The sequence below is a fragment of the Halorubrum cibi genome (assembly GCF_900182635.1).
Taxonomy (GTDB): Archaea; Halobacteriota; Halobacteria; order Halobacteriales; family Haloferacaceae; genus Halorubrum; species Halorubrum cibi.
Genome location: NZ_FXTD01000004.1, coordinates 199,942 through 214,416, shown reverse-complemented (window position 1 = coordinate 214,416; position 14,475 = coordinate 199,942). Strand labels below are relative to the sequence as shown.

Annotated in this window: 14 protein-coding genes; 10 read left to right on the top strand and 4 right to left on the bottom strand. The window is 69.6% G+C overall.

What is annotated here, in order from left to right:
• Positions 1-76: 76 nt before the first annotated feature.
• The 3 genes from FN829_RS06985 (at position 77) to FN829_RS06975 (ending at position 3,779) form a co-directional block, all read left to right on the top strand.
• Positions 77-856, top strand: coding sequence for a fumarylacetoacetate hydrolase family protein (locus FN829_RS06985; RefSeq protein WP_142986269.1), 780 nt, complete (start codon positions 77-79; stop codon positions 854-856).
• 546 nt (positions 857-1,402) lie between these two features.
• Positions 1,403-2,515 carry a TIGR01177 family methyltransferase gene (locus tag FN829_RS06980; protein WP_142986268.1) on the top strand — a complete coding sequence of 371 codons (1,113 nt, stop codon included), beginning with the start codon at positions 1,403-1,405 and terminating at the stop codon, positions 2,513-2,515.
• 142 nt (positions 2,516-2,657) lie between these two features.
• Positions 2,658-3,779, top strand: coding sequence for an ORC1-type DNA replication protein (locus tag FN829_RS06975; RefSeq protein ID WP_142986267.1), 1,122 nt, complete (start codon positions 2,658-2,660; stop codon positions 3,777-3,779).
• Positions 3,780-3,821: 42 nt separating this feature from the next.
• Here the strand turns inward: FN829_RS06975 and FN829_RS06970 are convergent, their stop codons facing one another.
• Entirely contained in the window at positions 3,822-6,785 is a 2,964-nt protein-coding gene (locus FN829_RS06970; protein ID WP_142986266.1) for an outer membrane protein assembly factor BamB family protein, read from the bottom strand.
• Positions 6,786-6,896: 111 nt separating this feature from the next.
• On the opposite strand from FN829_RS06970, the gene rpiA reads away from it, so the two are divergent.
• Entirely contained in the window at positions 6,897-7,598 is a 702-nt protein-coding gene (rpiA, locus tag FN829_RS06965; protein ID WP_142986265.1) for a ribose-5-phosphate isomerase RpiA, read from the top strand.
• 79 nt (positions 7,599-7,677) lie between these two features.
• Here the strand turns inward: rpiA and FN829_RS06960 are convergent, their stop codons facing one another.
• Positions 7,678-7,845 (bottom strand): DUF1931 family protein, encoded by a 168-nt coding sequence (locus tag FN829_RS06960; protein ID WP_004267503.1) that lies wholly within the window; start codon positions 7,843-7,845, stop codon positions 7,678-7,680.
• Between the two features lie 205 nt (positions 7,846-8,050).
• Between FN829_RS06960 and larB the strand changes: the two genes are divergently transcribed.
• The gene (gene larB, locus FN829_RS06955; RefSeq protein ID WP_142986264.1) at positions 8,051-8,851 is read left to right on the top strand and encodes a nickel pincer cofactor biosynthesis protein LarB; all 801 of its coding nucleotides are present in this window, start codon (positions 8,051-8,053) and stop codon (positions 8,849-8,851) included.
• Between the two features lie 4 nt (positions 8,852-8,855).
• Entirely contained in the window at positions 8,856-9,104 is a 249-nt protein-coding gene (locus FN829_RS06950) for a GIY-YIG nuclease family protein (protein ID WP_142986263.1), read from the top strand.
• A 22-nt stretch (positions 9,105-9,126) separates the two neighbouring features.
• On the opposite strand, the gene hisG is transcribed toward FN829_RS06950, so the two are convergent.
• Both hisG and FN829_RS06940 read right to left on the bottom strand, forming a co-directional pair.
• Positions 9,127-10,017: an ATP phosphoribosyltransferase gene (hisG, locus tag FN829_RS06945; protein ID WP_142986262.1), complete on the bottom strand. Its 891-nt coding sequence runs from the start codon at positions 10,015-10,017 to the stop codon at positions 9,127-9,129.
• A gap of 96 nt (positions 10,018-10,113) precedes the next feature.
• Positions 10,114-10,479 carry a hypothetical protein gene (locus FN829_RS06940; RefSeq protein ID WP_142986261.1) on the bottom strand — a complete coding sequence of 122 codons (366 nt, stop codon included), beginning with the start codon at positions 10,477-10,479 and terminating at the stop codon, positions 10,114-10,116.
• A 137-nt stretch (positions 10,480-10,616) separates the two neighbouring features.
• Here FN829_RS06940 and uvrB point away from each other — a divergent pair, with 137 nt between their 5' ends.
• The 4 genes from uvrB to FN829_RS06920 all read left to right on the top strand — a co-directional run bounded on the left by uvrB (position 10,617) and on the right by FN829_RS06920 (position 14,281).
• Positions 10,617-12,671, top strand: coding sequence for an excinuclease ABC subunit UvrB (gene uvrB / locus FN829_RS06935; protein WP_142986260.1), 2,055 nt, complete (start codon positions 10,617-10,619; stop codon positions 12,669-12,671).
• Positions 12,672-12,788: 117 nt separating this feature from the next.
• Positions 12,789-13,034 carry a DUF2061 domain-containing protein gene (locus tag FN829_RS06930; protein ID WP_142986259.1) on the top strand — a complete coding sequence of 82 codons (246 nt, stop codon included), beginning with the start codon at positions 12,789-12,791 and terminating at the stop codon, positions 13,032-13,034.
• 67 nt (positions 13,035-13,101) lie between these two features.
• A complete protein-coding gene (locus FN829_RS06925) occupies positions 13,102-13,629 on the top strand; it encodes a hypothetical protein (RefSeq protein ID WP_142986258.1) in 528 nt (175 codons plus the stop codon).
• Positions 13,630-13,714: 85 nt separating this feature from the next.
• A complete protein-coding gene (locus FN829_RS06920; protein ID WP_142986257.1) occupies positions 13,715-14,281 on the top strand; it encodes a hypothetical protein in 567 nt (188 codons plus the stop codon).
• The last annotated feature ends 194 nt before the right edge of the window (positions 14,282-14,475 follow it).

The following is a 14,475-nucleotide window of genomic DNA, read 5'->3' as shown; positions in this document are numbered from 1 at the left end:
CGTGACGCCGAACGTCGCGGAACCGCGGCGACGACCCCGAACCTTTTTTTGGGAGAGTGTCGCACAGTAACTCGCCATGCGAAAGGTTAGATTTCGAGATCCGGCTGGATCCGTCCGTACCGGCGAGTGGACCGACGACGACGAGCTTCGCTTCGGCGAGGAGAAGTTCGATCCGGACGAGGTCGACGTACTCCCGCCGACCGAACCGAGCAAGATCGTCTGCGTCGGTCTCAACTACTCGGCGCACGCCGAGGAGACCGACTCGGAGATCCCCGAGCGCCCGCTGTTGTTCCTGAAGGGGCCGAACACGCTGGCCGCTCACGGGGACACGATCTCGCTGCCCGAAGGGAAAGAGCGGGTCGACCACGAGGCCGAGTTCGGCGTCGTCATCGGCGAGCAGTGTCGAAACGTTCCCGAGGACAGAGCCGAGGAGGTCATCGCCGGCTACACCTGCGTGAACGACCTCTCGAACCGCGACGACCAGGAGAAAGAACAGAACTGGATCCGCGGGAAGGCGTTCGACAACGCCGCGCCGATCGGGCCGGTCGTCGCCGACCCGAAACACGTCCCCGACGACGCGGAGATCAAACTGACGGTCAACGGCGAGGTGAAACAGCACTCCTCGATCGACGACCTGATCTTCTCCGTCCCGGAACTCATAAGCGAGATCACGAAACTGGTCACCCTCGAGCGCGGCGACGTCATCGCGACGGGGACGCCCTCGGGCATCAGTCCGCTCAGCGACGGCGACACGGTCGCGGTCACCGTCGAGGGCGTCGGAACGCTCGAACACGACATCGTGGGTGCCGGGGAGTTCTCCGGCGACGTCGACCACCGGTTCATGCCGAACCAGTGAGTCTCACCGATCGACTGCCGAAGCGACGCTGAGCCGAACGGATCGACAGGGGAGACGCGAGCCGAGGGACCCGGAGACGACCGAGAACGGTCACAGGAGGCACACGTATCTCCGGCGCTCGAGCGCACACGCACCGAGTGATCGCCGGAAACGAACCGGGATCGCTCGAACGCCACCGACCACGGCGCTCGAGTAGCCGACGTCCCGTTCGAAACTACAGATATCTTATATACCTCTCGTATTTATAAATAATAGACTATCATATACCGTCTTTATCTCTGAGAACTCTCGAAACGTCCGTATATGCCGCGTACACGTGAACATTCGACGTGAACGCGCGAAGCGTTCGAGAGGAGATCTGTAACACGAAATATGCTCGAATACTCCGTATAAAATCGGAAAAAGTGGGATCAGACGATCCGAGCAAGACTCATTCTCGAATATACATCTCTTGACACGTATCATAATCATCCAAAAATAATATTCTTTCAGCGACCGTCGACCGGATCCGTCATCCTCATGCGACGCCGTCGCGGACCACCGGGCGTGTACTGGCTCGAGCTCGCGGGGGAGACGGACGCGTTCGCGGCCTGTGAGGCGGCGACGGCCGCGACCGGCGTCGAACTCCTCGCGCCGGGGATCGCGGGTGCGGGGAGCGTCGGCGAGGGCGTCGAGCGGCTCGCGTATACTCACGCCGCCCACGAGGCGATCGCTCGGACCGACGCGACCGTCGGCTCGGCGGTCGCCGCCCTCGAGGCCGCGCCGCTCGACCGGACGGGGAGCGTCGCGGTCCGCGCCCGCAACGTCCGGAACACGACGGACGCCTCCACGACCGACGCCGAGCGCGCGCTCGGGAGCGTCCTCGTCGACCGCGGGTTCGCGGTCGACCTCGAGGACCCCGATCACGTCCTGCGCGCGCTGTTCGCGGCGGGCGAGCGCGCCGACCACGACGCGGTCGAGGGGGCGGACGGAGGGAGCGCCTCCGTCTGCGCGCTCGGCTGGGTCGCTCGGGAGGCCGCCCGCGACTTCGCGCCGGACCCGACCGACCGGCCCTTCTTCCAGCCGGGGAGCATGGCTCCCGCCGACGCTCGCGCGTACGCCAACCTCGCCGGCGCGGCCCCCGGACGAACCCTGCTCGACCCGATGTGCGGGACCGGCGGACTCCCGCTCGAGGCGGGACTCGTCGGGGCGGACACGGTCGCCTGCGACGCCCAGGAGAAGATGGTCCGCGGAACGAGGGAGAACCTCCGGACGTACGTGGGAGACGGTCGGGACGGCGGGGGCGGCGGCGACCGAGACGGAGGGAACGGAGGAGACGAGAGCGATGCGGGCGACGCGCCGACCTGGCACGTCGCCCGCGGCGACGCCACGGATCTCCCGCTCGTCGACGACGCGGTCGACGGGGTCGCCTTCGACGCGCCGTACGGCAGGCAGTCCAAGATCGCTCGCCACGAGCTCGCGGACCTCGTCGCCGGCGCGCTCGCGGAGGCCGCCCGCGTCGCGCCCCGCGCCGTGATGGTCGCCGACCGCGACTGGCGTCGGCTCGCTCGCGAGGCCGGGTGGGACGTCGTCGCTGCCTTCGAGCGCCGGGTTCACCGGTCGCTGACGAGACACGTGCTGGTCTTAGAGCGCGACCGGGGGCCGTCCCGGACGACGTGAGGGCGGCGGCGAACCGGGGACCGAGCGACGTGAGAGTGAAACCGAACGCCCGGGTACCGAGGGATTCGACCGCCGGAGAACGGGTTTTCAGTTTCGCCGCGGCCGGGCAACGATTAAGTGACCGGCGGGGAGTGGTACCTCCATGCCCGGGGACGACGACATGCTCTCGTGGGACGAGTCGGTGTTCCGCGACGAGTCCGTGTTCGAGATCGACCACGTCCCCGAGACGTTCCGCCACCGCGAGAGCCAGCTCGAGAGCCTGAAGTACGCGCTCCGGCCGGCCGTCCGCGGCTCCCGCCCGCTCAACACCATCGTCCGGGGTCCGCCGGGGACGGGCAAGACCACCGCGGTCCAGAAGCTCTTCACGGAACTGCGCGCGCGGACGGAGGTGCGGACCGTCCGCGTGAACTGCCAGGTCGACTCGACGCGCTACGCCGTCTTCTCCCGGCTCTTCGAGGGAATATTCGAGTACGAGCCGCCCTCTTCAGGGATCTCCTTCAAGAAGCTGTTCGGACAGATCACCGACCGGCTCGTCGAGGAGGACGAGGTGCTCGTGGTCGCCTTGGACGACGTGAACTACCTCTTCTACGAGAACGAGGCCTCCGACACGCTCTACTCGCTCTTGCGCGCCCACGAGGCGCACTCCGGCGCGAAGATCGGGGTGATCGTCGTCTCCTCGGACCTCTCGCTCGACGTCATCGACGACCTCGACGGCCGGGTCCAGTCCGTGTTCCGCCCCGAGGAGGTGTACTTCCCGGTGTACGACGCGACGGAGATCTCCGACATCCTCGGCGAGCGCGCGAAACGCGGCTTCCACGAGGGTGTCGTCGGCGACGCCGAACTGGACCGGATCGCCGATCTGACCGCCGAGACCGGCGACCTCCGCGTCGGGATCGACCTGCTGCGTCGGGCCGGGCTCAACGCCGAGATGCGCGCCTCGAAGACGATCGCGATCGAGGACGTCGAGGCCGCCTACGACAAGTCGAAACACGTCCACCTCTCGCGGTCGCTCCGCGGCCTCTCCGACTCCGAGCGCGCGCTCGTCCGCGTGCTCGCGGCCAACGACGGCGAACAGGCCGGCGCAGTGTACGAGGCGTTCCGCGAGGAGACGGACCTCGGCTACACCCGTTACTCGGAGATCATCAACAAGCTCGATCAGCTCGGCGTGATCGACGCCGAGTACGCCGACGTCGACGGTCGGGGGCGCTCGCGCGAACTCACGCTCGCGTACGACACCGAGGCGGTGTTGGACCGGCTGGAGTGAGCGGATCGGCGACGGCTCGCGTCGACCCGCGAGTCCGCGGACTCACCGGGTCGCGTCGAATCCGGTGGCCGCTCGATCGCGCCGCCGTTCGACGTCGGCCCGGTCGCCGAAGGCGGTCGTGTCGCCGTCGGAGCGCCACGAGAGCGCCGTCAGTCTGGAGACGGCGGACGCCTCGAGGTCCCCCTGCCCGCGGGCCGAATCGAGCGCGGCGGCGAGATCGCCGCTCTCGTCGTCGGCCGCCGGATTCGCGGCGTACAGGTCGGCTACCGTTTCGAATCCGGCCTCGCTCAGCGCCCCGGCGGCGCCGTCCGACACGCCCGGGAGGTCGGCGAGCGGCGCGTCGGCGAGGTCGCTTTCGCCCGCCGGGGAGACCTCGATCGGAGACGACGGGACGTTCGCGTCGGCGTCGTCGATCGCGTCGAGTGCGGTCCCGAACCGATCACGCGCCTGCCGGTAGCGGAGCTTCGAGAGCGTGGATCGCCCCTCGACGTGTGCGTCGATAGCCTCCCGAAGGCTCTTCTCCGCGCTTCGGAGCGTCTCACGGAGGGTGTCGCGGGCTCGTCGACGCGTCCGGACGGCGTGTAGCTCCGCTTTCACGTCGTCGAGCGCGGCCGCGAGTTCGGCTGCGTCGGGGCCGTCGAGACGTTCGATCGGGTCGTCGTACGTTCGAACCGCCCGCTCGTACCGGGCGACGGCCGCGTCGAGGTCGCCGTCCTCCTCGGCGCTCTCGGCCGCGTTCGCGGCCTCGGCGAGCCCGGTACGGATCGCCTCGACCGAACCCGCGGGATCGTCGAGGTCGACCGGCGGTTCCGGATCGGACGAACTCGACGCTGCGTCGTCCGGATCGGCGTCTCCACCGCTCGCCGCACCCCCGCCGGCGTGCGATCCCGACGCGCCGGTCGCCGGGCTCGGATCGCCCGCCGTCGACGGATCACCCGCCGAATCTCCGTCGTCGGCGAGCCCGTCCACCTCCGTCCCGTCGGCGTCTCCTCCCTGCGAGCGACGGAAGAGCGCGCCGCCCGTGGCCAGCACGGCGAGCGTCCCGGCGCCGAGGAGGTAACGAGAGTCGACGGGAGAGAGGACGGTTCCGGCGGCAGCGGTTCCGTCCACGGCGGTATCGTCGCCGGCGTTCCCGTCCGTGGTGGCGTCGTCACCCTCCGATCCGGATCCGCCGGTTCCGTCCGTTGCGTCACCGCCGCCGGACTCGGCCGCCGGATCGGACACCGTCACCGATATCGAGTCGCCGTCCGTCCCGCTGTCGACCGCGACGTCGAACGTCCCGACGCTCTCGGAGTCCGTGGCGAGCGTGGCCGTCTCGGCGCTCGTCTCTCCCGAGTCGAGTCTCGTCCGGACCGACGTCGACCCGATCCCGTCCGCGGAGACGTCGATCGTCCGAGCGGCCTCCGCGTCCCCGTCGTTCGTTACGTCGAAGGAGACCTCCAACTCCGCTCCCGCCTCGATCGGACCGTTCGTCCCGGTGACGGTAACGCTGAACTCGGCGTTCGGCGCGAGCGCCTCGGAGTAGACCGCGTCGGTTCGACCGTTCTCATCGATCACGAGGAGGCTGTACTGCCGATTCCCGCCGGTGTCGTACTCGTAGGCGTAGGTGGCCTCCTCGCCGGTCCGAAAGAGGCCCCCGGAGAGGTTCCAGAGATACCGGTCGATCTCGCCTCCGGAGCCCGACGCGTCGAACGTGACCTCCCGGCCTATGGCCGGACGGTCCGGGTCGTGGGTCGCGGTCGCGGTCGGCGTCGACTCCACGTCTCCGCCCACGATCGCGAACACTCGTCCCGCGACGTTGAGAAGCAGTCGCCCGTCGTGAAACGAGAGGTCGGCGCGAACGTTGTGGCTCCCGAGCGGAAACCGCCAGCGACGTTCGCCGGTCTCGAGGTCGAACGCCCCGATCTCGCCGGTGAAACCGTCGTGGAGGTACGCGGTGTCGCCGACGGCGATCGACGAGGACTCCGGTCCCGTGAACCGGCGCGTTCGCCACAGCTCCGAGCCCGATTCGCGATCGTACGCGACCAACCCTCGCGACTCCGAGTGGAGCACGCGTTCTCCGGTCACCGCGGGCGCGTTCCACGAGTTCCCGGATTCGACGCTCCAGCGTTCCTCGCCGGCGTCCGCGTCGATCGAGAACAGCCGCTCTTGGGACGCGACGTACGCCTCCCCCGGCGCGATAGCCGGGACGCTTCCCTGGAAGTCGTGATCGCCGTCGATCTCGAAGACCCACTCCTCGCTCCGCGACTCGACGTCGATCGCGTAGAGCCGCCCGCCGCGGCCAGTCGCGGCGTAGATCGTCCCGTCGGCGTACGCCGGCGAGGCCGCGGAACGAACCTCGCCGACCGGGTGGTTCCAGAGACGCTCTCCGGAGCCGGCGTCGAGCGCGACGACCAGCCCCTCCCCGGTCGATCGGTCCTCGACGATCGAGTACACCTCCTCGCCGACGGACACCGGCCCACCCGTCGGGAAGAAGTCGTCTTGAACCCACTCCACCTCCCCGTCGGTTCGGCCCAGCGAGAGGACGCCGTTCAGCGAGTTCAGATAGAGGGATCGGTCGTCGGTCGCGAGCGGTCCGGTGGCTCCGTTTACTTCGGGGGCGACGCGCCACGACTCGGATCCGGTTTCGAGGTCGATCGCGGCGAGGCGAAACGAGCCGGAGTCGGCGGTCGTCTCCGAGGAGGTCTCCGCGAACGCGTACGCGACTCCGTCGCGAACGATCGGGTGTTGCTGCCGAAGCGACCCGTCGCCGCCGGTGAACCCCGTCTCGAACAGCCACTCGATCCGGGGGTTCGCTTCCGGACCGGTCCCGTCGGGAACGTACCCGGTTCGACGACGGTTCCCGTGGTACGTGCCCCACGCGCCCCTGTCCCGCTCGCCGACGGACGGGAACGCCGTTGGATCGACGTCCGCCGTCGACGATACTCCCCGAGCGCCGCCGACCGCCGGAACCGCGGTGATTCCGGCGAACGCCTCCAGCACCGACCGCCGTGAGAAGGGACCCATCAGTATCCATCGAGTGACGTGTCCGGTGGGTTATAAACGCCTCGCCGGCGAGGGCCTCCGACGCCTCGCGACGCTCCCGGATTTAAGAGAGCCCCGCCCGCACGCGAAGGCATGAAGACGAGCGGCGGCAGCGACGCGATGAAGCGACGGGCGGGCGAGTCGGCGGCCGAGACGGTCGAGGACGGCGACGTGGTCGGTCTCGGGACCGGGTCCACGGCCGCGCACGCGATCCGCGCGCTCGGGGAACGCGTCGACGCCGGAGTAGAGATCCGGGGCGTGGCGACCTCCTTCGCGAGCCGAGAACTCGCCATCGAGGAGCGGATCCCGCTCGTCGACCTCGACGAGGTCACGGGACCGGACGCGGCCGGGATCGACGTCGCCATCGACGGGGCCGACCAGGTCGCCGGCGGCGACCTGATCAAGGGCGGCGGGGGCGCACACGCTCGCGAGAAACTCGTCGATTCGGCCGCGGACCGGTTCGTCGTCGTCGCCGATCCCTCGAAGGAGACCGGGGTCCTCGACCGGCCGGTTCCGGTGGAGGTGCTCGCGAGCGCCCGCGGCGTCGTCGCCGACGCGGTGCGGGCGGCCGGCGGCGAGGCGACGCTCCGTCGGGCCGAACGCAAGGACGGCCCCGTCGTCACCGACAACGGGAACCTCCTTCTCGACTGCGCGTTCGGACCGATCCCGGAGCCGGCGGCGCTCGCGACGACGCTCGCGGGGACCCCGGGCGTGCTCGAACACGGGCTGTTCGTCGGGCTCGCCGACGAGGTCCACGTCGGGACCGCGGACGGGGTTCGCGTACTGGAGCCGTGACCGCACCGACCCGTGATCCGCCGATGGCGGCCGCTATCGGAGGAGAGCGGATCGAAAGAAAACGGCAGGGTCGGACGCCTTACAGGTCGCGAGGCTGGACCGTCTTCCGGTCGTTGGCCTCGGCGCGGCGTGCGGCGTCTTCGAGCAGCTCGTCCACTTCTTCGTCCAGCGCGTCGTAGAAGTCCGAAGCGACGTTCTTGTCGTCCAGGGCTTCCTTGACTGCCGCTTTGACAATGAGGTCTGCCATGCGATCTGGCGTATCCGTCGGGAGTTAATAAGAGTTCCTGAATTCGCCCGCGAGGGACGCCGTGCGGGCGGTTCACGGCGGGGTGCCGAGCGGACGACTTATATATCTTGTGGAGCGGCGAGCCGTGAAGAGGATCGGACCGGCGGGGTGGAGGGGGTCGACACGGATCGACGGCTACGAATCCCTGGGTCTCGAGAGTCCGGCCATGCGTGAGCAGAGCCCGAACGAAACGGACGGTTCGCGGACGCGAGATACCTTGGAGGCGCTCGCGGCCGGGGATATCGGCGTCTCGGAGGCGGAGTCTCGGATCGCGGGATACGCGACGACGGCCGCGGGGCGGTTCGACGCCGCCCGCGAGGACCGACGCGGGATCCCGGAGGCGGTCCTCGCGGAGGGAAAACGCCCCGCCGAGGCCGCGGCGCTCGCGACGACCGCCCTCGAGACGACGGGCCGGGCGCTCGTGACCCGCGCGAGCCCCGACCACGCGGCGGCGGTCAGAGAAGCGGTCGGGGACGCCGCGCCGGACGCCGACGTCGACCACGACGAGGTGACCCGCACCGTCGTCGTCCACGCCGCGGGGTTCGAGCCGCCCGCGCTCTCCGCGACGGTCGCCGTCGTGACCGCCGGAACCGCCGACGCGCCGGTCGCGGGCGAGGCGGAGGTCGTCGCCCGCGAGATCGGTGCGGGCGTCGATCGGATCGAGGACGTGGGCGTCGCGAACCTCGATCGGCTACTCGATCAGGTGGCGCGGATCCGGGAGGCCGACGTCGTCGTCGTCGCGGCCGGCCGCGAGGGGGCGCTCCCCACGGTGGTCGCCGGGCTGGTCGCCGCGCCCGTGATCGCGGTCCCGGTCTCGACGGGGTACGGCGAGGGCGGCGAGGGCGCGGCCGCGCTCGCGGGGGCGCTCCAGTCGTGTACCGTGCTCACGACCGTGAACGTCGACGCCGGGTTCGTCGCCGGCGCACAGGCGGGGCTCATCGCCCGCGCGATCGACGGCGGGGTCTGAGGTCGTGTCGGACCACCACGTGTACGTGATCGAGTGTGCCGACGGCACGCTCTACACCGGCTACACGACCGACGTGGAGCGGCGGGTCGCCGAACACGACGCCGGCGAGGGGGCCAAGTACACCCGCGGGCGGACGCCGGTGACGCTGCGGCACGTCGAGTCGTTCGAGTCGAAGTCGGCGGCGATGTCGCGCGAGCACGCGATCAAGTCGTTGTCGCGCGCCGAGAAGGAGGCGCTGGTCGGCGGGATGTGAGTTCCCGGCGGGACGGCAAGTCCTACTCGACGAGCCGCTCGATCTCGGTGACGAGGATGCCGCTCGCGCCGACCCCCTTCAGCTCCGAGATGGTCGCGAACACGTCTCGCTCCTCGACGACGGCGTGGACCGCGACCGTCCCGTTCCCGTTCTCGTCGGCCTCGACGTCCATCACGGTCGGGCCGTCGAGCCCGGGGATCACGTCCTTCACCTCGTCGAGTCGCTCCTTGGGCGCGTTCATCATCAGGTAGCGGCGGCCGTCGGCGGCCAGCACGGACTCGAAGGCGGTGGTCACCTGTTCGACCTTCGGGTCGTCGACGACGTCGGGGCGGGCGAACAGCCGGACCGAGGAGTCGAGCACGTCGTCGATCACGGCGAGCCGGTTCACCTTCAGGGTCGTGCCCGTGGAGGTGATGTCGACGATGGCGTCGGCCATGTCGACGTGGGGGGTAAGCTCCGTCGCGCCGGTGACGGTGACCACGTCGGCGTCGACGCCCACGCGCTCGAGGTAGTTTCGGGTGACGTTCGGGAACTCGGTCGCGATCGTCTTCCCGGCTAGGTCCTCGACGGTCGTCACCTCGCCGTCCTCGGGGGCGGCGAGGACGAGTCGACAGGAGCCGTACCCCAGATCGAGCACGTCGACGAGGTCGCCCTCGGTCGCGTCGGCGGCCTCTCCGACGACGCCGCCGGACTCGGCGGCCTGGTCCAGCCCGGTGACGCCGAGGTCGGCCGCGCCGTCGCGGACGTACTCGGGAATGTCGGCCGCACGCGCGTAGAGGACCGTCACGTCGGGGTCGACCGTCTCGGCGTACAGCTGTCGGTCGGCGGTCTCCTCGACGTGGAGCCCGGCACGCTCGAGAAGCGAGAGCGTCGGCTCGTGTAGGCGGCCCTTGTTGGGAACGGCGATGCGCATGCCGAAGGGTCGCGCGGCGAGGGGGAAACGTTTTCGTCCGGCGGCGGTAGCGATCGCGGGGCGACCGCGGTCACACGAGCGATCCGGCTCGTACGCTCAGATCAGCCGGGACGCGACGGGGAGACAACAGACGAAGACGACGGGCCACGCGAGCATCTGAACGACCGGGTCGGCGGGCGACGCGGCGATGCTACCGATGAGCCCGCCGAACCCGGCGAGCGCGACGACCGCGGCGCGTCGCTCCCACCGGGACGGGTCCGCCTCTCGGGCGTGCCCGCGACGCCACCAGAGCATGTAGTACAGCAGGAGGATCCCGGAGAGCGGTGCGAGGACGCCCCAAAGGAACGGGTGGGCGCTCCCGCGGGCGCGGGCGTCGAGGACGACCCACGCGCCGGTCGCGACCCAGACGACCGGAAACAGCAGCGCGCCGAACGTGATGACGAGCGCGAACGCGGGTGACACGGGTCCCCTTTCGGTTCGAGGAGGGTAGGTCTTCGGTTCGACGGGAGTGGATCTTCGGTTCGAAGAGGACACGAGGCCGCCCGAGCCGCCGCCCCGGGCGCGCCGCTCAAGTGTCTCGGCCACCAACGAGGCGTATCGTGAGCGACGCCGACTCCCCCCTCTCGGAGGACCGCCCGACCGCCGACCGACCGTTTCGGGTGGACGCCCCGTTCGAGCCCGCGGGCGACCAGCCCGAGGCGATAGAGCAGCTCGTGGAGGGGTTCGAGGCGGGCGCCAAAAAGCAGACGCTGCTCGGCGTCACCGGCTCCGGCAAGACCAACACGGTCTCGTGGGTCGCCGAGGAGTTGGACCAGCCTACCCTCGTGTTGGCACACAACAAGACGCTCGCCGCCCAGCTGTACGAGGAGTTCCGCGAGCTCTTCCCGGACAACGCCGTCGAGTACTTCGTCTCCTACTACGACTACTACCAGCCGGAGGCGTACGTCGAGCAGACGGACACGTTCATCGACAAGGAGATGTCGATAAACGAGGAGATCGACCGGCTGCGGCACTCCGCGACCCGCTCCCTGTTGACGCGAGACGACGTCATCGTCGTCGCCTCGGTCTCGGCCATCTACGGGCTCGGCGACCCCGAGAACTACCGCGAGATGGCCCTCCGGCTGGAGGTCGGCGAGGAGGTCGGTCGCGAGGGGCTGCTCGCGGACCTGGTCGACCTGAACTACGAGCGCAACGACGTGGACTTCACGCAGGGCACCTTCCGGGTGCGCGGCGATACCGTCGAGATCTACCCGATGTACGGCCGGTACGCGGTCCGCGTCGAGCTGTGGGGCGAGGAGATAGACCGGATGGTGAAAGTCGACCCGATGAAGGGCGAGGTCGTGAGCGAGGAGCCCGCGGTGATGCTCCACCCCGCCGAGCACTACTCGATCCCCGACGACAAGCTGGAGCAGGCGATCGCGGAGATAGAAGAGCTGATGGAGAAGCGCGTGGCGCACTTCGAGCGGGAGGGCGACCTCGTCGCGGCCCAGCGAATCGAGGAGCGCACCACCTTCGACGTCGAGATGCTCCGGGAGGCGGGCTACTGCTCGGGCATCGAGAACTACTCCGTCCACATGGACGACCGCGACCCCGGCGACGCCCCCTACACGCTTCTCGACTACTTCCCCGACGACTTCCTCACCGTCATCGACGAGTCACACCAGACGATCCCCCAGATCAAAGGGCAGTACGAGGGGGACAAGTCCCGCAAGGACTCGCTCGTCGAGAACGGGTTCCGGCTCCCGACCGCCTACGACAACCGCCCGCTGACGTTCGAGGAGTTCGAGGAGAAGGCCGACCGGACGCTGTACGTCTCCGCGACGCCGAGCGAGTACGAGCGCGAGGAGTCGGCGAACGTCGTCGAACAGATCGTCCGGCCGACCCACCTCGTCGATCCGAAGGTGGAGGTGACCGGCGCGACCGGACAGGTCGAGGACCTCCTCGAGCGGGTCGACGAGCGCATCGAGCGCGACGAGCGCGTCCTCGTCACCACGCTCACGAAGCGCATGGCAGAGGACCTCACGGAGTACTTCGAGGAGGCGGGAATCGACGTGGCGTACATGCACGACGAGACGGACACCCTGGAGCGTCACGAGATCATCCGCGACCTCCGACTCGGCAACATCGACGTGCTCGTCGGGATCAACCTGCTGCGGGAGGGCCTCGACATTCCGGAGGTGAGCCTCGTCGCCATCCTCGACGCCGACCAGGAGGGGTTCTTACGCTCCACCACGACTCTCGTCCAGACGATGGGACGGGCCGCCCGCAACGTCAACGGCGAGGTGGTCCTCTACGCGGACCGGGTCACGGACTCGATGGAGGCCGCCATCGAGGAGACCCAGCGCCGCCGCGAGATCCAACTCGAGTACAACGCCGAGCACGGCCACGAGGCGACCACCATTGACAAGCCGGTCGGCGAGACGAACCTACCGGGCTCGAAGACGGACACCAGCGGCGTGAGCGTCGGCGACGTGGAGGGCGAAGAGGAGGCGGAAGCGCGGATCGAGGCGCTCGAAGACCGGATGAACGAGGCCGCGAGTAACCTGGAGTTCGAGCTGGCCGCCGACATCCGCGACCGGATCGCGGAGCTACGCCGGGCGTTCGAACTCGACGGCGACGAGGAGGGGGTTCCCGCGCCGATGCTCGAGGAGTGACCGGAGATCGGTTTCGTCGTGTCGGTCGTCACGGAGTAATGAACCCGAAAGAGATTACATAGAATCGAAACCGTAGCCGATAGAAGTTACTTAGTTCCTACGGTCCCACGAATGCGTATGTTCGGGGACCACCTCGCGGGATCGGCGCTCCAGGCGCGGCGGCGCGCGATCGTGAAGACGCTCTGTTACCGGCTGATCATGGTCCTCGTCACCGTGACCGTCGCGTGGGCGGTCGTGGGGGACGTCAGTGACGCGGTGAACATCGGGATCGTCGCGAACGTCGTGAAGACCGGGACGTACTACCTCTACGAGCGGACCTGGGACCGGATCTCGTGGGGCGTCTCGGCGTCGACGTCGGGATGACGGCCGATTATCACGCGAGCGACCCTCGGCGACGGAGTTTTTATCGGCGGACGACCGACCGGAGAGCATGTATCGTCGCGCGGTCGTTGCCGGTGCCCTCGCCGTCGCGACCGCGGGGTGTACGGACCGCGTCCACGACCTCGCGGCGTCGGCGCCGGGAGACATCGGGGTCAGGAGTCGGTACGTGGACGCCGACCCGCTGGTTCCCGAAGAGAGCGTTCGCACCCAGCCGCCCGAGCTTTTGACGCACGCCCTCTCGTTTCGGTCGGCCGCGGCCGCGAGGCGGGCGATCCGCCCGGGCGCCGAGCGGACGCTGTCGTTCGTCGGATCGACGCCGTTCGTCGACGACGCGGGAGACGCCGTGCTCGTGATCGCCCAGCGGCTGGCCCCGCCGGGGCTCGACGTCCGCCTGGGGTCGGTGAGCCGGATCGGCGACCGCGCGCTGCGGGTCGCGGCCGACGAGATCGGTCACCGTCCGGGCGACGAGGACGACCTCGTGGTCCACACGCTCCTCGTCCGGCTGACCGACGAGCGCGGGCCGCCGGAGCGCGTCGTCGTGTCGATCGAGGGCGACCGCGCCGGGGTCACGGTCTGAACCGGTGGCCCCTCGCGGCCGGCGGAGCCGGCGACGCCTTCGAGCGGTTCGGCGAATATATACGCCCCGCTGGTGTCGCACGAATATGACCTCCGACACCTCCGTCTCCCGCCGCGCGCTCGGGGCGGTCCAACTCGTCATCGCGGCGCTACTTCTCGCCCAACCGCTCGCGCTTCGGTCCGTCACCGCCGACGCGGCGATTCCGGCGCTCGCGGAGCCGCGGTCGCTGATCGGGCTGGCCCCGCCCGCGCTCGTGGCCGCCGGGGCGGTGACGCTCCTCTCGGGGATCGCGGCCGTCCGCGGTCGGACGCTGAGCCCACGCGCGAGCCTCGCGTCGCCTCTGGTCGGCGTCGCCGTCGGCGTCGCCCTCGGCGTCGACGTCGGTCCCGCCGCCGTCTCGGTGCCGGCGCTGCGCGTCTCGGGCGTGACGCCGTTCGTCGTCGCCGGCGCGGCCATCGGCGGATCGCTCGCGCCCGTCGTCCTCGGGGCGACCCGCGAGGACACGATCGCGCTGCTCGCCGGAGCCGTCCTCCTGTTCGTCGGAGTCGGTCTCGCGCCCGCGCCCGCCCTCGCGCTGGCCGCGGGACTGCTCGGCGGCGGGCTCGCGATCGCGCTCCTGTGGACCCTCGACGCCGAGGGCTGGCGGCCGTGAGCCGCGCCGGCCGGGGACGAGTCCCGGTCGAACGTGGACCGTCGGGTTCGGGCCGCGAGCGACTCGCGACAACACGGGCTCAGTTGTGCGCTAAACAACTGTATTTGTATTACTGAAATCCTGTTGGTAATGTTTATGTCGATGCGGCCGGAGACGTTTGACACGGTTCACACGGGACGGTTCGTCCGGAGCGA